The organism is Pseudomonas sp. E102 (assembly GCF_052660185.1).
In genome coordinates this window covers 3,888,792-3,908,041 of the sequence record NZ_CP084025.1, presented here as the reverse complement: position 1 = coordinate 3,908,041, position 19,250 = coordinate 3,888,792, and the positions used below count along the sequence as shown (strand labels likewise).

The window sequence follows — 19,250 nt, the reverse complement described above, 5'->3', positions numbered from 1 at the left end:
TTCTCCTAAGGTGGTCGACACCGGTCTAGGGTGAAGGAACAACAATAAAAGGGACCTCGCAATGACCGCCATGACCCCGTGTCCGGACCGTCCAGGGCTGCTGCCTCGCCTGTCTTCGACACACGTGCCGCGCAGGTCGTTGAGCGAGCCCCTGTTGGCTTCCGAGGCGCGGGTAAAACTGCTTTGCGCACCGGCGGGAAGTGGCAAGAGCGCATTGTTCGCCGAGTGTTTCCTGCAAGCGCCCGCGGGGTGCCGCTTGCATTGGCTACCCTTGGCGGGCGCGGTGATGGACGCCGCGCAACTGTGCGAATGCCTGGCGCAAGCCCTCGGGCTGCCGGTGACGGATGAGGCGAGCCTGTTGGCTCATCTGGCGCGTTTACAAATCCCGACGTGGCTGTTCCTGGACGATTATTGCCGCACGCCCAATCCTGAGCTGGACCTGTTGCTTGACCGTTTGTTGAGCACCAGCAGCCCGGCATTGCACCTGTGGTTGAATGGACGCCGTCGTCCCCATTGCAACTGGCCACGCTTGTTGCTCGATGACGAATTGTATGAAGTCGACGCCCCGGCCCTTGCGTTTTCTTGCGACGATGTCCAGCAACTGCTGGTGCATCTGCCCGGCCCGCTGGCAGCGCGCACGGCCCGGGAAGTGATACAGCGTAGCGGCGGCTGGTGTGCCGGCGTGCGCATCACTTTGCTCGAACGCTGTGAATGGGCACGCCGGCACGCAACGCCGGGGCGGCCCGGCACTTTGCTGGATTACCTTGAATACGAACTGTTCGGTACGTTGACCCCGGAGTTGGCCCAGGCCTGGCGCGTGCTGGCGCACCTGCCGCGCTTCAACGGGCAGCTTTGCGCCCATCTTTTCGGCGATACGGTGGGCGCCGAATGCCTTCCGTTGCTGCTGGACCTGGGATGCTTTATCGAACCCTGGGAGCAGTCATCGGACTGGCTGCGGATTTTCCCGCCCCTGGCGCGATTGGTGCGTGAGGAGCCCTGGCCACAAGGCCGCTCCTGGCATCGACGAGCCTGCCAGTGGTTTGCGGCCGAGCAGGACTGGCCGATGGCATTCGAACAGGCCATGCAAGCCGGGGAATTCGAGACCGCCGTCAGTCTCCTGCAACACTTGCATTTCGAACATGTCCTGCAAGGCAGCAATGCCCAATTGCTGCTAGCCCTGCATGACCAGCAGGGCGAAGCGCTGTCGCTCGGAACCGCGCAATCGGTCGGGGTGATCACGACCGCCTTGCTCTTCGCCGGACGCTTCGACCAGGCTGAAGGCTGTATCGAACAGCTGACCAGGTTCCTGCCCCAACCCCTGGCTTGTCAGCAGCGAGAGCTGATTGCCCGCTGGCAGGTCTTGCGTGGTTGGTTGTTGCACTTGCGCGGAGACGGCGAACAGGCGCGCGAACATTTTTTCCAGGCCCAGGCCGGCCTGGACCCGGAGGCTTGGGCCCTCAAGGTGCTGTGCCTGATTGGCCAGACACAACAGGCGCTGCTTCAAGGTGAATTGGCGCTGGCGCAGGCGATCAATCGCCAAGCGCTATGTGTCGCGCGCGCCGGGGGCTCGCTGGTGTTCGAAGGGCTATTGGAGTTGGACCACGCGCAAATCCTGGAGCAGCGCGGCGCGCCTCACCGGGCCGACCATTTGTTGGGCGCTGTTCAGGCGTTGCTCGATAAACCAGGGCAGGATTTCTCTGCGTTGCTGGGACGTATCGCCTTGCGGCGGGGACGCCTGGCGTTGCGCATGGGGCTTGAGGAGCAGGCTGGCGAGCATTTTCAGGCAGGGCTCGAAGCCGGCTTGCGCAGCCAGGACAAGCAAGTGCTCTATGGCTTTCTCGGCAAGGCAAGCCTGGCCGCCAACCAGGGCGACTATGGCGAAGCCTTCATGCAGCTTCGCGACGCCGAACGGATCATGCAACAGCGGCACATTCCCGAGACGGTATACCGTGGCGTACTGCTGCAAGTCAGCTGTCAATTCTGGCTGCAGCAGGGGCGCCCGGAACTGGCCCATGAAGTCTTGACCCGAGTGTTGCGGCATTTTCGCGGACCGCAGGCCAAGCACGCGCCGCCAGCGACCCTGGAGTTGATTCCGCGCCTCGAATACTTGCTGGTGCTGACCGAAGTCTATCTGCACCGGGCGCAGGAACCACAGGCCCGGCTCCGGGAAATGATCGCCCAGGCGCAACGTTGCGAAATGCATGGGTTGGAGACCGAACTGGTACTGGTATTGGCGGAAGTCGTCTGGCTGTCGGCCGATCGCTCCCAGGCGCGTGCTCTCATGCAAGAAGGGCTTGAGCGGGTTGCCTGCTGGCGGGCGCAACAAGCCTTGCGCGAGCTGTGCCTGCGTCAACCGGATCTGGTGCGCGCCGCCCAATCCGGTGAACAACTCGAACCGCCACCCACGGTGCCCGAGGAAACCGTGCTCAGCCACCGTGAGTTGGAAGTGCTCGAGTTGATTGCACAGGGTTATTCTAACCAACAGATCGCCGAACAACTGTTCATCTCATTGCACACAGTAAAAACCCATTCGCGTCGCATCCACAGCAAGTTGGGCGTGCAACGACGTACACAAGCTGTCGCCAAAGCCAAGGTCTTGGGCGTGATGAGTTGAATAAAGAACTTACGCCCGCTTACATATCATCGGGGAAAGGTCGAAGCGTGTTGGTGTATAAGTTCCGGGCTGAAGTTGGTTCGACTGAAGTTCAGCTGCCCCGGCACCGTAACGAGTGCCGTCAATTCAAGAATCGAACGGGAAGTTTGATTCGATACAGAACAAGGAAGTTTTATGTACGCTCCATTGTTTGCTTCACATTCGCAAAGGCTCGTCGCCCTCAAGAAAACGCGAGTGGACTTCGCTGTGCTGGTGTTATTGGGAGAGGCCCTGGAAGGGCTGGAAGTCAATCCCCACAACAATTATTTGAACACTCTGACTGATGTTTCTGGCGCCGAGGTGGTTTCTTCCGTCACCATGTTTGATGAAGCGCTGGCTTGCGTTGAAAAACAACTTGCCCCTCACTACACCCAAGGTGTTAGTGAAGTCTTCAGCAAGCGTTATTCTTTCGCCGCTGAGGATCGGATCAAGGGATTGGACGTGATCGGCTTTGAGAGGATCGTCATCGATATCGTCTCCAGCCTGACTGACGGTCCCTCGATGGATCTATCCCGGCCTGGCCTGAAGTCACTCGCCGTTGCGGACTTTGAGTCGATCCTGAAGGACCACCTGCCAGGCATCGACCTGAATGAAACCTATGTCACCGGTTTTGCGCCCGACGGTCTGGGCGGCCGGGTGATAACCTCATCGCAGAAGTTGGCGGACTATCTCTTGGCTCACTTCGATGATGACAATATTCCCTTTCATGCCAAGGGCGACCATCAGGCCGTGTACACGGTGGCCTTCAGCGGGGAAGCCAGGCATGCTCATCCGCAGCTGACCACTGGCCACCTCAACGACCTACTGATCCGGATCGTGCCGCACTTGCTGGGCTGATCCCGGGGCGCCCTCGTAGCCCATGCGCCAGCTCACGGCCCGGGTCGCCGCCAACAGGCGCTGCGCCGCCGGGCCGTTCTCATCGGCGTGGAACAGCGATGTCGGGCCGACAATCGTGATCACCGCCGCGACGTCGCCCATGGCGTTGAACACGGGTGCGGACAACGCATCCACTCCGGGCATCAGCAAACCATGCACATGATGCAGGCCACGATTGCGGATGTGTTCGCACAGCGTTGCATAGGCCTGCTCGTCGGCCAGGGCATGGCCGTCGGTGGCGCGTACTTCCTGGTCGCGCAACTCGATGGTCTCGCGCTCCGGCAGATAGGCACTGAAAACCAGCCCGGTGGATGAGCTGAGCAAAGGGAGTACCGAGCCCAGTTGCGTCACCACGGTCACGGCCCGCACGGCGGGCTCGATTCGCACCACCGTTGCACCGTGGTTACCCCATACCGCCAGGAAACAGGTTTCGTTCAAGTCATCGCGCAACTCGGCCAAGGGCAGGGCTGCCACCTGCAATACATCCATGCCATTCAACGCCGCCAAGCCCACGCGCAAGGCCTCGCGACCCAGGCCGTAGTGATTGGTGGCTGTGTTCTGTTCGGCAAATCCGCTGGCGATCAACGCCTGAAGATAACGATGGACCTTGCTGGCGGGCATTTGCACGTGTTCGGCCAGGCGCGACAGCGACGTGGACGGCGACAGCTCGGCCAAGGCCTTGAGGATATCGGTGCCGACCTCAGCGGAGCGGACTTTCTGTTTACCGTTGCCGGGCGGGTTTTCCATGGAGGTTCGGGTCCGTAGGGCGAATGGGCGTCTTTATAGCTTGACGGTCGTCGCCGAGCAAATTACGTTGTGCGTAATTTGATTACGATAAAAACAACCCGGTACGCCTCAAGTTTTTCATTGAGTGACGGGCCGCATCTCAGGAGGCTCCATGAACCTCGATTCCACGCCGTCGGACGTGCTTTATCAGTCTGGCTTCGGTAACGAATTTTCCAGCGAAGCGCTGCCTGGCGCCTTGCCGGTTGGCCAGAACTCGCCGCAAAAAGCGCCGTACGGGCTGTATGCCGAACTGTTTTCCGGTACCGCCTTCACCATGGCCCGCAGCGAAGCGCGGCGAACCTGGATGTACCGCATCCGGCCATCGGCCAACCATCCGGCCTTTACCAGGTTGGAACATCAGCTGGCCGGCGGCCCGCTGGGCGAGGTCACGCCGAATCGCCTGCGGTGGAGCCCCCTCGAAATTCCCGGCGAACCGACCGATTTCATCGACGGCCTGGTGCGCATGGCCGCCAACGCTGGCGCGGACAAACCGGCTGGCATCAGTATTTATCACTACCGGGCCAACCGTTCCATGGAGCGGGTTTTCTTCAATGCCGACGGCGAATGGCTGGTCGTGCCGCAATCAGGGCGGTTGCGGATTGCCACCGAGTTGGGCGTGCTGGAACTGGCGCCCTTGGAAATCGCCGTGTTGCCCCGTGGCTTGAAATTCCGCATCGAATTGCTCGACGCCCAGGCTCGCGGTTATATCGCCGAAAACCATGGTGCGCCGTTGCGCCTGCCGGACCTGGGGCCCATCGGCAGCAATGGCCTGGCTAACCCGAGGGATTTCCTGTCGCCGGTCGCTCAATACGAAAATCTCGCCCAACCCACTACGTTGATCCAGAAATTTCTCGGGGAGCTGTGGACCTGCGAACTGGACCATTCGCCGTTTGACGTGGTGGCCTGGCATGGCAACAACGTTCCATATAAATATGACCTGCGCCGTTTCAACACTATCGGTACGGTCAGCTTCGACCATCCGGACCCGTCGATTTTTACCGTGCTGACGTCGCCCACCAGCGTCCATGGCTTGGCAAATCTCGATTTCGTGATTTTCCCGCCGCGCTGGATGGTGGCCGAGAATACCTTCCGTCCACCTTGGTTCCACCGCAACCTCATGAATGAATTCATGGGGCTGATCCAGGGCGCCTACGATGCCAAGGCTGAAGGTTTCCTGCCGGGAGGCGCGTCGCTGCACAGCTGCATGAGCGCCCATGGTCCCGACGGCGAAACTTGCACCAAGGCCATCAATGCCGAACTCAAACCGGCAAAAATCGACAACACCATGGCGTTCATGTTCGAGACCAGCCAAGTGCTGCGCCCGAGCCGTTTCGCCTTGGACTGCCCACAATTGCAAACGGACTACGATGCCTGCTGGGCCTCGTTGCCGGTCACCTTTGACCCGACCCGGAGATAATCCATGACTCAAGTTTCATCCACCCGTAGCTGGGTCGACTCCGCCAACGGCCATGCCGACTTTCCCTTGCAGAACTTGCCGCTGGGTATTTTCAGTCCGGCTGGCGAATCCCCGCGCAGCGGCGTTGCCATCGGCGATCGGATTTTCGACTTGCAGGCGGCTCTGCAAGCGGGCCTGTTCGACGGCGCTGCGGGCGAAGCCATCCGGGCGATGGAAGACGGCCAGTTGAATGCGTTCTTCGACCTCGGCCGTGGCGCCCGCGTTGCCTTGCGTGAACAGTTGCTGGAGTTGCTGCGCGAGGGCAGCCCTCGGCGGGACGAGATCGTGGCCCTGGGTGAAAAGCTGCTGCCACTGGCAGCGAACTGCCAGATGCACCTGCCGGCGAAAATCAACGACTACACGGATTTCTACGTCGGCATTGAGCACGCGCAAAATGTCGGCAAGCTATTCCGGCCGGACAATCCGCTGCTGCCTAACTACAAATACGTTCCCATCGGTTACCACGGACGTGCCTCGACGGTCCGGCCGTCGGGCACCGATGTACGCCGCCCGAAGGGCCAGACCTTGCCGGCTGGGCAGGCCGAGCCAACGTTCGGCCCCTGCGCGCGGTTGGACTACGAGCTGGAACTGGGGATCTGGATCGGCAAAGGCAACGCCCTTGGCGAGCCGATCGCCATCGGCGACGCGGCCGAGCACATTGCCGGTTTCTGCCTGCTCAACGATTGGTCGGCCCGGGATATCCAGGCCTGGGAATACCAACCGCTGGGGCCGTTCCTGTCGAAGAGTTTCCTGACCAGTATCTCGCCATGGGTCGTGACCGCCGAAGCCCTCGAACCGTTCCGCCGTCCGCAGCCAACGCGTCCCGAGGGCGATCCGCAACCGTTGCCGTACTTGCTGGACAAACGTGACCAGGCCGAAGGGGCGTTCGACATCGAGTTGGAAGTGCTGCTGCTGACCGAAGCCATGCGTGAGCAGAACCTGCCGGCTCATCGACTGACCCTGAGCAATACCCAATACATGTACTGGACGGTGGCGCAAATGGTTGCGCACCACAGCGTCAACGGCTGCCAGTTGCAAGCGGGCGATCTGTTTGGCTCGGGTACGCTGTCGGGACCGCAAAGCGGTCAGTTTGGCAGCCTGCTGGAAATCACCGAGGGCGGGAAGAAGCCGATCGAACTGGCATCTGGCGAAGTCCGCAAGTTCCTGGAGGATGGCGATGAAATCATCCTGCGCGCCCGTTGCAGCCGCGAGGGCGTCGCGTCCATCGGCTTCGGCGAGTGCCGCGGCAAGATCCTGTCGGCACGGTGAGGCATGGGAATGGAACTCTATACGTATTACCGTTCCACTTCGTCCTACCGGGTGCGTATTGCCTTGGCGCTCAAGGGCCTGGATTACCAGGCCCTGCCCGTCAACCTGATCGCCACGCCGGGGGGCGAGCATCGCCAGCCGGCGTACCTGGCAATCAATCCACAGGGACGGGTACCGGCGCTGCGCACCGATGAGGGGGCGCTGCTGGTGCAATCGCCGGCCATCATCGAATACCTGGAGGAACGTTATCCACAGGTGCCGCTGTTCAGCGGCGACCTTGCGACCCGCGCCCATGAACGTGGGGTCGCGGCGCTGATCGGTTGCGATATCCATCCCCTGCACAACGTCAGCGTGCTCAACAAGCTGCGCAAATGGGGACACGATGAAACGCAGGTGACTGAGTGGATCGCGGACTGGATCAGCCAGGGGCTGACGGCGGTGGAGCAATTGATTGGTGACAACGGCTACTGTTTCGGCGAATTGCCTGGCGTGGCGGATGTGTACCTGATCCCGCAGCTGTACGCCGCCGAGCGGTTCAATGTTTCATTGCAAGCCTACCCGCGAATCCGCCGTGTCGCGGCGTTGGCGGCTGGGCATGAGGCCTTTAAGCGGGCGCATCCGGCGAACCAGCCCGATACCCCTGCCTGATTTGGCATAAGGCGGCCTATCGCCGTTGCGAGCAAGCTCGCTCCCACATAGGGCACGCCAGACCCAAGCCCTTCGTGGGAGCTGGCGATGGCGATACAACAATCATCAAGATTCAAAAAGCCCGTTCAATGCACAATCGAATTGGGCGGCAGATGCCCCAGTCGCTCGGTCAAGCGCAGCCGTTGAATTGGATCTTCACTGAGCATCAAGGCATGCTCAAGGTCAAAACGTTCGGCGTTGGGGCAGTCGAGCCGTTGATAGAGGCTGGCGCGCGCCAGGTAGTCGGCGGCGTTGGCGTTGCCCATTTCCAAGACGCGTTCGGCGTCGATCAGTGCCGCAATGTAATCATCATTGGCCAGATGCAATTGCCGCAGGTTGCGCGACAACCGTTGCAGCATTTGCACCGGCTCGGCATTGATCAGATGTTCAGCCTTGAGCTGCAGGTTCGGGCCATATTGGCGTTGCAGTAATTCCCGGCAATCGTTGGGGTACAACCGACGGCCACCGCATGGGTCGAGCAGATGATCGGCGCCGGGCACCCGCAACAGGAAATGGCCGGGAAAGTTGACGCCCGCCAGCGGGATTTCCAAGCCGCGAGCCAGTTCCAAGGCTATCAGGCCCAGGGCTAGCGGCTGGCCGTGCTTGCGCGCCAGGACCTTGTCCAGCAACGCCGCGCGAGGGCGTAGCGGGGCGGAGTCGTCCTGTGCGAAACCCAGGTCATTGAGGCGTCGAAGCAACGGTTGGCCCAGTTCGCTGGCCGGCAGCATGGGCAGGCCATGGCTGACGTGCCGTTGCAGCTCCTGAAACACCTGCAGCAACGCCGGTACGTCCACTTCTCGATCGTGTTCGGCGGCAATCCATAGCGCGGCTTCGAACAACGCCGGTGGGGAACGGTGCAGACAGTCAAAAAAGGCTTGGCGCGGCTTCATCACAGTCTCCGGACTGTGCCTCGTTTTAGCTCTGCCGTGGCTTTTCGTCCAGTCTCGCAAATACGCAGTAACAGGTTATGCCTAAAAAGCTGCGCGACACTTGGGCTTATTCCGGCGTGCTCCAGCAAATTTCGACCGCGCGCCTATACTGGCGAAACAGACAAAAGTGATTCGGGAGCCTGTCGATGTTTGCTCTCATGCAAAGCTCCCGCCTTGAATCGCTGCACTTGAGCGTAGACCCGGCAACCGGGTTGAAGGCGGTGATTGCCATTCATTGCAGCCGTCCGGGGCCTGCCCTGGGTGGCTGTCGTTATCTTTCCTACCCCGACGACGAAAGTGCCGTGGCGGATGCGGTGCGCCTGGCCCAAGGCATGAGCTATAAAGCCGCCTTGGCTGGTTTGCCCGTGGGTGGGGGAGTGGCGGTCATCATGCGTCCGGCGCATGTCGACAGCCGGGCCGCACTGTTCGAAGCCTTCGGGCGCTGCATCGAGCAGTTGGACGGACGCTACATCACCGCCATCGACAGCGGCACGTCCGTGGCCGACATGGATTGTATTGCCCAGCAGACCCGTCATGTCACTAGCACCACCGCCGCGGGAGACCCGGCGCCCCACGCGGCGATGGGCGTTTTCGCCGGCATCCGTGCCACGGCCATGGCCCGCCTGGGCAGCGATAACCTGGAGAGCCTGCGGGTTGCCATCCAGGGCCTGGGCAATGTCGGTTATGCCCTGGCCGAACAACTGCACGCAGCGGGCGCGGAATTGCTGGTCAGCGACATCGATCCCGGCAAGGTCCAATTGGCAATGGAACAATTGGGCGCCCATCCCATTGCCAACGATGCCTTGCTCAGTACCCCTTGCGACATCCTGGCGCCGTGCGGTCTCGGCGGCGTGTTGAACAGCCACAGCGTGGCGCAACTGCGCTGCTCGGCGGTGGCGGGCTCGGCTCATAATCAATTGAGCAATCTGCAAGTCGCTGATCAGCTGGAAAGGCGCGGGATCCTTTATGCCCCGGACTACGTCATCAACTCAGGCGGCCTGATCTACGTCGCCCTGAAGCACCGCGGTGAAGAATTGCCAACCATCACCGCGCACCTGTCGAAGATCGGTGCGCGGCTCACGGAAGTCTACGCCCACGCCCAGGCGGAAAAACGCTCGCCGGCCCGAGTGGCCGACGAATTGGCGGAGCGTTTGTTGTACCGATAAAAAAAGATCGCAGCCTTCGACAGCGTGTGCATGGAATATCTAATGCACGCGCTGCCGAAGGCTGCGATCTGTTGGTTCATTCGTCCGACGGATTGAGCAATTCGGACAGGGCGTCCGGCTGGCTCTTGAATGCCTTGGCGAATACATCGCGATTCTTCGCCATGTAGATTCCTGCTTCCTCCACCTGTTGCTCGCTCAGCGATGGAACGGCTTTTTGCAACACCTCGGCCAGCAATTCGGCGAGCTCCAGCATTTTGTCATGACGGTCAGCTTCGGCTTTATCCATGAACAAGCGCTCCAGATCTCGGCTGCTGCGGTATACCACTTCGACGGCCATTCACCACCTCACATGCCTTCACATTGGTTTGTCTGTGTGACTACTGTATTTATATACAGGGCAAAGAATAAGCGAATCCTTTCCCTTTGGGTAGTGGCTTTTTAATGTAGACCGGTTTCCAGACTTGTCGCGCACGCCATGTTGGTGCTCGGCGTGGCCGATTCAGGTCGGCACGTGTCGAATACCAGCCCATCGCCATCTCATCTCTGACAATGGCCTTTTTTCTGCATGCAGAAAACCGTCACGTCCATCCCGCATCATCCGGTCGAGTCGACCTAAGGAAACTACATCGTGAAAATCAACTGGGCCGAGAACCTGCGCCAGAACGTGCATCAACTGGCCGAATCCCTGGGCAACCTGTTCGTCGAGACGTTCCATTACCTGGCGTTGTTCGCCATCGGTGCGGTGACCGCCTGGGCGGCGGTGATGGAGTTTATGCAGATGATCGAGGTGGGGCACATCAAGATCGACGATATCTTGCTGTTGTTCATCTATCTGGAACTGGGGGCAATGGTCGGGATTTACTTCAAGACCAACCACATGCCGGTGCGTTTCCTGATCTACGTGGCGATTACCGCGCTGACGCGGCTGTTGATTTCCAACGTCTCCCACCACAGCCCGCCGGACCTGGGAATCATCTACCTGTGCGGCGGCATTTTGTTGCTGGCGTTTGCGATTCTGGTGGTGCGCTACGCCTCGTCGCAGTTTCCGTCGGTAAAGATCGAACATCCGCACCGCAAGATCGGTGCGGGTTCCAGCGAGCATTCGGAGGTTGAGAAAGGCGAGATCTAAACGCCGACAGCGGAGGGTGCCGGGCCTTGTGATTGCGGTGGTGGCACCTTGATGTTGTCGCCGCCGGTCATGGCCTCGAGAATCGCTACGGCGCTATGGCCCTGTTCGATGGCAATGCCGAACTGGATGCTTTGCACCAGGCGTCGAAGCCGTTCCGGATCGTTGCGTTGCTGGGCGCTGATCATGCGCTTGGCGACGATGCGCCCGCCCTTGGACAGGGTCAGCATGATGCTGCCATCCAGGCCCTGGATGCTCAAGTTGATTTGGTATTGCGGCGCGAAGGCGTCCGTAATGATCTGAAAAGGATTGTCCATGATGCGTCACCGCCTGATTGAACGTGCAGTTGTTGACCGGCCTTGATCGGGATTAGTTCGCAACACCGGACCGTCGGCCATTCCATGTTCGTGTTCATCCAGCAATCGAGGGGCCGGGCAGGCGATGGATCGGTAGATCCCTGCCTGCGGCAGCTCCGCCATGAAGTTTGCAAGGCGCATGCCGGAATAACTTCGGACCAATGAGCCGGGGGGCGGGCTGGCGAATGCTCTGCGATGCAGGTCTGGGCGTAGCCCTTTTCAGGGCAACGAGGGGCGGATGTTCCCTTGCGGTGCAGGCTAAAGAGAGGATTGTCGGGAGGGATGCGTGGCGAGGCAACTCCCGACATTAACAGCGCTTCTGGCGATTGTCCGGCTTTATTTGCAAATGAATATTTATCTTTTTTTGGGGCTTGAATTGTTCCGCTGCCAGCCCGACTCTGTATTCAAGGGGCCGTTGCGCTAACGTCGATGGGCCCCTGGCGAGCTAGCCGAAATAAGGGATGAACTATGCAAATCCAAGTCAACAGCGATAACCATATTCAAAGCAGCATCCGACTGGAGGAGTGGGTACGTACTACCATTGAAAGCACGCTCGAACGTTACGAAGAAGACCTGACACGGGTCGAGGTTCATTTGGGGGATGAGAACGGCGACAAGCCTGGTCCCCACGATTTGCGATGCCAGCTTGAAGCCCGGCCAAAAGGCCATCAGCCAATTTCGGTGACACACAAGGCTGAATCGCTGGAACTTGCCATCGAAGGTGCTGCCACCAAGCTGGAACATAAGCTGGAGCATCTGTTCGGAAAATTACGCGGCAAGCGTGGCGCCAGCAATGGCCAGACAGAATCGATTGCCCTGGCCGATGCAATGCTGGAGGAAGAATTCCTGGAAAACGAACGAGCCGCGCTCAACGGCTGATCCTTCCGTCTATCGAGACGTCTGACTGAAAACGGGCCTGCAATCGCAGGCCCGTTTACGTTCAGCGCAAAAATGCCTGCCGATATTCTCCGGGCGTCGCGCCCAGGGACTGGCGAAAGCGATTGGCGAAATGACTCGCGCTGGCGAATCCGCAGGCCAGCGCCACGTCGCCCAACGGCTGTGGGGTGGTGCGCAGCAGGTATCGCGCCCGTGAAAGGCGCCGCGCCAGCAGATACTGATGGGGCGGGAGCCAGAAGCTCTCGCGAAACATCCTGGCGAAATGGTATTCGGACAAGGCACACAGGGCTGCCAGTTGCCCAAGGCTGACGGCCTCGCCCAGATGACTGTCGATGTAGTCCACTAGCAGACGCCGTTGATGAGGCGCCAACCCTCCCTTCAAGCGCAGCCCCTGGCGCGGGCTCACCTGACTGAGCAGCAGATGACCGAGCAGGTCGTGGGCCAGGCTGGTGCAGAGCAGGCGTTCGGCGGGCTCTTCCCAGTTCAGTCTGATCAACTGATGAAAGCGCCGCGCTTGCTGTGGGTCGTCAAGGAAGGTCGCCTCGTGCAACTGCACCTGCCGGGGTTCGCGGTCGAGCAAAGTGACGCAACCGACGGCAAATTGTTCGGAACTGAAATACAGATGGGCAAGACGGATATCGCCATTGATGACCCACGCCGACTCATGGCCGGCCGGCAAGACGCAGAGCTTGCCCGGCGCCCCGGTGGTATCGGGCCGCTCGCGACGAAACGTACCGGTGCCACCGGCGATGTAGCATGACAGCGTATGGTGAGTCGGCGCCTCGTAATCCCGGGCGTCGTGATGATTGCTCCACAAGGCAGCCGCCATGCCGTCACCGAGCTCGGCGCTGTGCTCGAGGCGAGCATTGGGCGAGCTGTTGAGGGCTTGGAAGACTTGTAGGGTTTGCAGCGTGGCCATGATCGGTTCTCCAACGCTTGCATCCTACTCTGTCGAAAGCCCGGTGCCAGCCCGTCACCGGTAAAAACCGCAAGTTTGCGCAAGCGCGGGGCAGGTGTCGGCATGACACTGGAGGCCAATGCCAGGAGTTACCGTCATGAACCTTTCGTTGTATCTGCTCACCGTGCTCATATGGGGCACTACCTGGATCGCCCTGAAGTTGCAGCTAGGCGTCGTTGCCATCCCTGTGTCGATTGTCTACCGCTTCGGTCTTGCAGCGCTGATCCTGTTTGTAATGCTGTTGCTCAGCCGGCGCCTGCAAGTGATGAACCGGCGCGGCCACCTGATTTGCGTTGCGCAGGGGCTGTGCCTGTTCTGCGTCAACTTCATGTGTTTCCTCACCGCGAGCCAGTGGATTCCCAGTGGGCTGATCGCCGTGGTGTTCTCCACCGCAACCCTCTGGAACGCTCTGAATGCCCGGGTGTTCTTCGGCCAGCGGATCGCCCGTAATGTCTTGCTGGGCGGAGCCTTGGGATTGTTGGGATTGGGGCTGCTGTTCTGGCCGGAACTGGCTGGCCACAGCGCAAGCCCGCAGACGTTGCTAGGGTTGGGGTTGGCGCTGCTGGGCACCTTGTGTTTCTCGGCGGGCAACATGCTTTCGAGCCTGCAACAGAAGGCCGGCCTCAAGCCGTTGACCACCAATGCATGGGGCATGGCGTATGGGGCGACGATGCTGGCGGTATGGTGCCTGTTCAACGGCATACCATTCGACATGGAATGGAACGTGCGATATGTCGGCTCGCTGCTGTACCTGGTGATCCCGGGCTCGGTCATCGGTTTTACCGCCTACCTGACCTTGGTCGGCCGCATGGGGCCAGAGCGAGCAGCGTATTGCACGGTCCTGTTCCCGGTGGTGGCGCTGAACGTCTCGGCATTCGCCGAAGGCTATCAATGGACGGCGCCAGCGCTGGTTGGGCTGCTGTTCGTGATGCTGGGCAATGTGCTGGTGTTTCGCAAAGTGCGCCCGGTCGCTATGAAGGTTGCCTTGGGTGCCCGCTGAGCGGGCAAGGATGCAGGCCCGCTGGGGCGGGCCTGGGAGTGTGTTTATTTCCAGCTTTGCGGGTTGACCAGGTTCGCCGGTCGATCGCCCATCAAGGCGCTGCGCAAGTTTTCCACAGCGAGATTGGCCATGGCCTCACGGGTTTCGTGAGTAGCCGAGCCGATATGGGGCAAAGTCACCGCATTCTTCAACTGGAACAGCGGCGAAGCGGCCAGTGGCTCTTTTTCATAGACATCCAGCCCGGCGCCGCGAATGCGGTTGTTCTGCAAGGCTTCGATCAACGCCGGCTCGTCCACCACGGGGCCCCGGGAGATGTTGACCAGGATAGCGCTCGGTTTCATCAGGGCCAGCTCGCGTTGGCCTATCAGGTGACGGGTCTTCTCGCTCAAGGGCACCACGAGGCAGACGAAGTCCGCTTCGGCCAGCAACTGGTCCAGGGAGCGGAATTGTGCGCCCAGCTGATTTTCCAGATCAACCTTGCGGCTGTTCCCGCTGTACAGGATTGGCATGTTGAAGCCCAGTCGACCACGCCGGGCGATGGCCGCGCCAATGTTGCCCATGCCGACGATGCCCAGAGTCTTGCCGTGCACGTCGCTGCCGAACAGCTGCGGCCCGACTGACGCCTGCCACTGTCCGGCCTTGGTCCAGGCGTCCAGTTCAGCGACGCGGCGGGCGCTGCTCATCAGCAGGGCGAAGGCCAGGTCGGCCGTGCTTTCAGTGAGCACGTCGGGGGTATTGGTGAGCATGATCCCGCGTTCGTTGAAATACGCCAGGTCATAATTGTCGTAACCCACCGACACGCTGGAAACCACTTCCAGTTTCGTCGCGTTCTGCAGTTGCTCGCGGCCAAGCTTGCGACCGACACCGATCAGTCCATGGACGTGGGGCAGGGCTTCGTTGAACTGCGCGTTGATGTCGCCGTTCGCTGGGTTGGGCACGATCACGTCGAAGTCCTGTCGCAGGCGCTCGATCATGGGAGGCGTGATACGGCTGAAGGCAAGTACGGTTTTTTTCATCGTGCAAGGCTCTCTGCATGGGATACCAAGCACGCTAACATTCTTGGCGCGGGTTAGGCGAGAGGCGGGGAGTAATCGCAGCAGCGCAAGTCCTTTATGGGGGCGAGCTTGCTCGCGATAGCGGTGCATCAGGCACCGGGAGCTTGGCAAAGATATCGCCATCGCGAGCAAGCTCGCTCCCACTGGTAGTCTCTACGAAATCAGGCGGCCCGCAGGGAAATGAAGGCGTAATTGGCCGGTGCCTCGGTGACCACGCTTGCGCCACTGGCCGTGACCTGGCTGGCGATATCATCTCCCGACAAGTGGAACTGCCACTCGGCTTGCTGCTCCAGTGGCTGCAAACGGGCCTGGTCGATAGCCGCGGCAAAGGCCGCCATGTCCGGCAGATACGCGGTAAACCCGTCGCCTTTCAGCGCAGTGGTGTGGATGCCCAGGGACGCGCATATGCGCGCCTTGGTGCCGATTTCGTCACGATCGGCCTGGCGTGAACGAGCGATCAGCCCGGCCAGTTCCGGGTCAACCAGCTCCCCACCGATGATTAACTTCGGGCCCGTTTCCCACGACTCCGGCGGGCAATCCTTGGCGGCGGGATTGAGCGGGATATGCGGGTTGATTTCCATGGGATAGATACGACACACCAGGGGGCGGCGTTCGTAGATACGGCAAAGATTGTCGGCGTCCAGGTTATGGCAGGGGCCGGCGTTATAAGCGGCGAAGGTGATCGCCACCAGGGCTTCGCTCGTGCCACTGCGCACGACGGTGGAACGGCGTTCGGCATGTTCGCGTTGAGCCACCGGCAAGCCGAGGCCATTGGGCAGGAAGGCCTCGGCCAGGACGATCACCTGGCCGCCATCATTGGCCCACATCCGCGCCTCGTCGAGGGTCAGGGGGACGTGGTGACCGGTGCAGCATTTACCGCACCCTACACAGGAAAACGTTGTGTTCATTGACTGACCGAATGGGAAAGGCTGGAAGGCGTCGGAAAAACGCCGGCTGAGCCCTGCGTAGCAAATTATGCGCCAGTCACCGGGCAGGACCGGCCGGACGGATCGAGTCCCATTCGGTCACGACCGCGGTCTTGGTTTTCTTGCGGTAAAGGCACAGCTCGGTGCCGGTGGCGCCGTTCATGTGTTTTTGAGGGTACTGGCCTTGCAGCAACAGCGCGGTGTAGCCGACCCGGTCGTCGAATTGAGCGGCGGTGCCGACCGGTTCGGCGTTCTTCAATCCACTGGCCTTGACGCAGCTGGCGAGCACTTTTTTGTCGTAGGCGGCCCAGGCATCGGAGCTCGATGCATGAACCTGCGAAGACACCGCGGCCAGGGCGAGAAGAATCAGGGTAGGGGCTTTCATCAGGAAAATCCTTGTACTGGGATGCCAAAACAAGAGTATGCCTGAGGTTGCAGGAGAGGGCTGTTATCGAGGCTGATCGCGGTCTCGTTGTGCCTAAAAGCGACAACGAACCTGCGATCGGCTTCGGTGAAATCAACGACCTTGTTCGGCAACGGCCTTGGCCGCCGTGATCAGGCATTTGGTCAGTTCGGGCGAAGAGAACTTGGTGAGTACGCCGTTGGCGCCGGCCAGCCGGGCTTTTTCGCTGTTCATCGCGCTGTCGAGCGACGTGTGCAGCAGCACGTAGATATGCGCGAAATCGGGCGTTTCGCGCAGGGTCCGGGTGAGGGCGTAGCCATCCATCTCCGACATCTCGATGTCCGAAACGATCAGGTTGATCTCCTGCGCGGTGCCTTGCAGTTCCAGCAGGCAGTCAATAGCTTCCTTGGCGCTGCGTGCGGTGTGGCATTGCAGGCCCAGGTTGCGCAGGGTATGCACCGATTGTTGCAACGCGACCTGGCTGTCGTCGACCACCAGAATTCGAGCATCGCCGAGCACTTCGGCGTCTTCCATGCTCAGCTCGGTCGGCGCTGTCTCGATTTGCGCCGGGGCGATGCCGTGGATGACTTTTTCGATATCCAACACCTGCACCAAGGTGCCATCCACCGAGGTCACGCCGGTAATGAACGCCCGTACGCCGCCAGAGCCGTAGGGCGGTGGCTTGATGTCTGTCGTCAGGCAATGGACGATCTTGCTCACCGCCTGTACGTGCAGCCCTTGTTTGGAGCGGCTGACGTCCGTCACGATCAGGCAGCCGCCGTCCGGGTCTTCGAGCGGCCGCTCGCCAATGGCACGGCTCAGGTCGATCACCGACAACGATGCCCCGCGCAGCGTGGCGATGCCTTTGACGTGCGGATGCGACTCCGGCAGCTTGGTCAGGGGCGGACAGGGAATGATTTCACTGACCTTGAGCAGGTTGATCGCCATCAGCTTGCCGCTGCGCAAGGTAAAGAGCAGAAGCGAAAGAGAATCTGCGCGGGCTTTGTTGGAGGACATAAAAACCTTCTGTTGAAAAGGTGGGGCGAGCGCGAACATCGCCAAGACAGCTTTTGATAACGGGTTATCGACGTGTTGAGGGCAGGCTTTAGGGCGAAAGCCATAGATGGCCGATTACCAGGGCGGGCGTGTCGCTACTTCAAGCCCAGCCGCTTCGCCATTCGTCCCAGATTGGCCCGGTCCAGGCCCAGCTCACGGGCCGCGCTGGCCCAGTTATGCTGATGGCGTTCCAGGCAGGCGTTGATCATCTGCCGCTGGTAGTTCTCCGTAGCCTGGCGTAAATCCCCTGTCACCGGCACCGTGCAAGTGGATGCCGGGCGGGCGGTAGGAAGGTCTTCCGGCGCGGCATGGGGCAAGTCAAGGTCATTGGCGCTCAAGCTGAGGATTCTCGGTCGTACCGGATGGTTGCCTAATGCTTTCAACGCGCTGCGACCGATCAGGTGTTCCAGCTCGCGCACGTTGCCAGGCCAATCGTAGGCCAGGAGTGCGGCTTGGGCATCGCTGGTCAAGCGCAGGCTGCCCAGGCCCATGCGTGAACGGTTCTGCTCGAGGAAAAAACCGGCAAGAAGCAGCACGTCGCGTCCGCGGTCGCGCAGCGCGGGCACCTGTAGCGGGTACACACTCAGTCGATGATAGAAATCGGCCCGGTAACGGCCGTTGCGCACTTCTTCGGCGAGGTCGCGATTGGTGGCCGCGATCAGACGCACGTCGACGCGGTGTTCCTTGTCCGAGCCCAGGCGCTGCAACTGCCCACTTTGCAGGACGCGCAATAATTTTGCCTGGACAGTCAAGGACAGCTCGCCCACCTCATCGAGGAACAACGTGCCGCCATCGGCCAGTTCGAACTTGCCCCGACGGTCGTTGGTGGCACCGGTGAAAGCACCGCGTACATGGCCAAACAGCTCGCTCTCCACCAAGGTATCCGGAAGGGCGGCGCAATTGAGGCTGATCATCGGCTGGTCGGCACGGTTGGAGGCGGCGTGAATGGCTTGGGCGACCAATTCCTTGCCGACCCCGGTTTCGCCGGTGATCAGCACCGTCAGGTCGCTGCCACCCACGAGCTTGATTTCCTCCACCAGGCGTTTGTGGGCCTTGCTTTGGCCGACCATGTCGCGATGCTGCTGGCCGCTCGCCTGACGATAGACCTCGGCGCGGTGATGCTCGTCTTCAGCCTTCAAGGCCAGCCGCTCGATACGTTCGGCAGCGCTGACCGTGGCCGCGGCGAGGCTGGCGAAGGCTTGCAAGGCGCTCAGGTCGATAGGCTCAAAGCGTTCCGGGTCCAGCGAGTCCAGCGTCAGCAAGCCCCACGGCTGCTCATCGACGAACAGCGGGCAACCCATGCAGTCATGCACTTCCAGATGCTCGTCCAAGCCTTCGACCAGCCCATCGTAAGGGTCGGGCAGGTCGCTGTCGGTTGCAAAGCGAGTGGGTAGCGGATTGCCGAGCAATGCCTCGAAGCGGGGGTGTTCGCTGATGCGGAACCGGCGCCCCAGCGTATCGGTACTCAAGCCATCCACCGCCAGCGGCACGAGGCAATCCCCATCCAGGCGCAACAGCGCGGCGGCATCGCACGGCAGCAGGGCGCGCAGGGCGCCGAGCAAGCGGCGGTAGCGCTCGCCCTCCGGCAGCTCGCGGGAGAGGTCTGCCACCAGTGGCAGCAGTGACGTTAGCAGGGAGGTCGCGGTCATAA

At 60.8% G+C, this 19,250-nt stretch carries 19 protein-coding genes; 9 read left to right on the top strand and 10 right to left on the bottom strand.

Features of this window, described 5'->3' with window-relative positions; all coding sequences use genetic code 11:
• Positions 1 to 61: 61 nt before the first annotated feature.
• Together DOCECA_RS17870 and DOCECA_RS17865 are read left to right on the top strand one after the other, a co-directional pair.
• Positions 62 to 2,614, top strand: coding sequence for a LuxR C-terminal-related transcriptional regulator (locus DOCECA_RS17870; protein WP_445570875.1), 2,553 nt, complete (start codon positions 62 to 64; stop codon positions 2,612 to 2,614).
• A 174-nt stretch (positions 2,615 to 2,788) separates the two neighbouring features.
• A complete protein-coding gene (locus DOCECA_RS17865; protein ID WP_445570874.1) occupies positions 2,789 to 3,490 on the top strand; it encodes a hypothetical protein in 702 nt (233 codons plus the stop codon).
• Here the strand turns inward: DOCECA_RS17865 and DOCECA_RS17860 are convergent.
• Complete coding sequence (locus DOCECA_RS17860) at positions 3,455 to 4,276, bottom strand: IclR family transcriptional regulator (RefSeq protein ID WP_434627851.1); 822 nt, start codon at positions 4,274 to 4,276, stop codon at positions 3,455 to 3,457. The genes DOCECA_RS17865 and DOCECA_RS17860 overlap by 36 nt on opposite strands.
• A 151-nt stretch (positions 4,277 to 4,427) precedes the next feature.
• Between DOCECA_RS17860 and hmgA the strand changes: the two genes are divergently transcribed.
• Genes hmgA through maiA form a run of 3 tightly spaced genes read left to right on the top strand, consistent with a single transcriptional unit; the run spans position 4,428 to position 7,688 of the window.
• The gene (gene hmgA, locus DOCECA_RS17855) at positions 4,428 to 5,732 is read left to right on the top strand and encodes a homogentisate 1,2-dioxygenase (RefSeq protein WP_445570873.1); all 1,305 of its coding nucleotides are present in this window, start codon (positions 4,428 to 4,430) and stop codon (positions 5,730 to 5,732) included.
• 3 nt (positions 5,733 to 5,735) lie between these two features.
• Entirely contained in the window at positions 5,736 to 7,040 is a 1,305-nt protein-coding gene (gene fahA, locus DOCECA_RS17850; RefSeq protein ID WP_445570872.1) for a fumarylacetoacetase, read from the top strand.
• 9 nt (positions 7,041 to 7,049) lie between these two features.
• A complete protein-coding gene (gene maiA, locus DOCECA_RS17845; protein WP_445570871.1) occupies positions 7,050 to 7,688 on the top strand; it encodes a maleylacetoacetate isomerase in 639 nt (212 codons plus the stop codon).
• A 125-nt stretch (positions 7,689 to 7,813) separates the two neighbouring features.
• Here the strand turns inward: maiA and DOCECA_RS17840 are convergent, their stop codons facing one another.
• Positions 7,814 to 8,617 (bottom strand): SirB1 family protein, encoded by an 804-nt coding sequence (locus tag DOCECA_RS17840; RefSeq protein ID WP_445570870.1) that lies wholly within the window; start codon positions 8,615 to 8,617, stop codon positions 7,814 to 7,816.
• Positions 8,618 to 8,802: 185 nt separating this feature from the next.
• Between DOCECA_RS17840 and DOCECA_RS17835 the strand changes: the two genes are divergently transcribed.
• Positions 8,803 to 9,822 carry a Glu/Leu/Phe/Val dehydrogenase dimerization domain-containing protein gene (locus tag DOCECA_RS17835; protein ID WP_434560579.1) on the top strand — a complete coding sequence of 340 codons (1,020 nt, stop codon included), beginning with the start codon at positions 8,803 to 8,805 and terminating at the stop codon, positions 9,820 to 9,822.
• 76 nt (positions 9,823 to 9,898) lie between these two features.
• Here the strand turns inward: DOCECA_RS17835 and DOCECA_RS17830 are convergent, their stop codons facing one another.
• Positions 9,899 to 10,159: a YebG family protein gene (locus DOCECA_RS17830; RefSeq protein WP_003205410.1), complete on the bottom strand. Its 261-nt coding sequence runs from the start codon at positions 10,157 to 10,159 to the stop codon at positions 9,899 to 9,901.
• 291 nt (positions 10,160 to 10,450) lie between these two features.
• Here DOCECA_RS17830 and DOCECA_RS17825 point away from each other — a divergent pair, with 291 nt between their 5' ends.
• Positions 10,451 to 10,951 carry a phosphate-starvation-inducible protein PsiE gene (locus DOCECA_RS17825; protein ID WP_434560577.1) on the top strand — a complete coding sequence of 167 codons (501 nt, stop codon included), beginning with the start codon at positions 10,451 to 10,453 and terminating at the stop codon, positions 10,949 to 10,951.
• On the opposite strand, the gene DOCECA_RS17820 is transcribed toward DOCECA_RS17825, so the two are convergent.
• On the bottom strand, positions 10,948 to 11,265 hold the full coding sequence (locus DOCECA_RS17820) for a DUF3509 domain-containing protein (RefSeq protein WP_420765471.1): 318 nt from the start codon (positions 11,263 to 11,265) through the stop codon (positions 10,948 to 10,950). The two genes, DOCECA_RS17825 and DOCECA_RS17820, sit on opposite strands and share 4 nt — an antisense overlap.
• Positions 11,266 to 11,772: 507 nt before the next feature.
• Here DOCECA_RS17820 and DOCECA_RS17815 point away from each other — a divergent pair.
• A complete protein-coding gene (locus DOCECA_RS17815) occupies positions 11,773 to 12,183 on the top strand; it encodes an HPF/RaiA family ribosome-associated protein (protein ID WP_039591615.1) in 411 nt (136 codons plus the stop codon).
• A gap of 61 nt (positions 12,184 to 12,244) precedes the next feature.
• On the opposite strand, the gene DOCECA_RS17810 is transcribed toward DOCECA_RS17815, so the two are convergent.
• Positions 12,245 to 13,120 carry a helix-turn-helix domain-containing protein gene (locus DOCECA_RS17810; protein ID WP_445570869.1) on the bottom strand — a complete coding sequence of 292 codons (876 nt, stop codon included), beginning with the start codon at positions 13,118 to 13,120 and terminating at the stop codon, positions 12,245 to 12,247.
• Positions 13,121 to 13,256: 136 nt separating this feature from the next.
• Between DOCECA_RS17810 and DOCECA_RS17805 the strand changes: the two genes are divergently transcribed.
• Entirely contained in the window at positions 13,257 to 14,159 is a 903-nt protein-coding gene (locus tag DOCECA_RS17805; RefSeq protein ID WP_420765469.1) for a DMT family transporter, read from the top strand.
• Between the two features lie 44 nt (positions 14,160 to 14,203).
• On the opposite strand, the gene DOCECA_RS17800 is transcribed toward DOCECA_RS17805, so the two are convergent.
• The 5 genes from DOCECA_RS17800 to norR form a co-directional block, all read right to left on the bottom strand.
• Positions 14,204 to 15,175 (bottom strand): 2-hydroxyacid dehydrogenase, encoded by a 972-nt coding sequence (locus DOCECA_RS17800; RefSeq protein ID WP_434607702.1) that lies wholly within the window; start codon positions 15,173 to 15,175, stop codon positions 14,204 to 14,206.
• A 200-nt stretch (positions 15,176 to 15,375) separates the two neighbouring features.
• Positions 15,376 to 16,122 carry a YkgJ family cysteine cluster protein gene (locus tag DOCECA_RS17795; RefSeq protein WP_445570868.1) on the bottom strand — a complete coding sequence of 249 codons (747 nt, stop codon included), beginning with the start codon at positions 16,120 to 16,122 and terminating at the stop codon, positions 15,376 to 15,378.
• A gap of 76 nt (positions 16,123 to 16,198) precedes the next feature.
• Complete coding sequence (locus DOCECA_RS17790; protein ID WP_420765466.1) at positions 16,199 to 16,525, bottom strand: hypothetical protein; 327 nt, start codon at positions 16,523 to 16,525, stop codon at positions 16,199 to 16,201.
• Positions 16,526 to 16,657: 132 nt separating this feature from the next.
• Positions 16,658 to 17,560: a chemotaxis protein CheV gene (locus tag DOCECA_RS17785; protein ID WP_420765465.1), complete on the bottom strand. Its 903-nt coding sequence runs from the start codon at positions 17,558 to 17,560 to the stop codon at positions 16,658 to 16,660.
• Between the two features lie 134 nt (positions 17,561 to 17,694).
• Positions 17,695 to 19,248 carry a nitric oxide reductase transcriptional regulator NorR gene (norR, locus tag DOCECA_RS17780; RefSeq protein ID WP_434607694.1) on the bottom strand — a complete coding sequence of 518 codons (1,554 nt, stop codon included), beginning with the start codon at positions 19,246 to 19,248 and terminating at the stop codon, positions 17,695 to 17,697.
• Between the last annotated feature and the right edge of the window lie 2 nt (positions 19,249 to 19,250).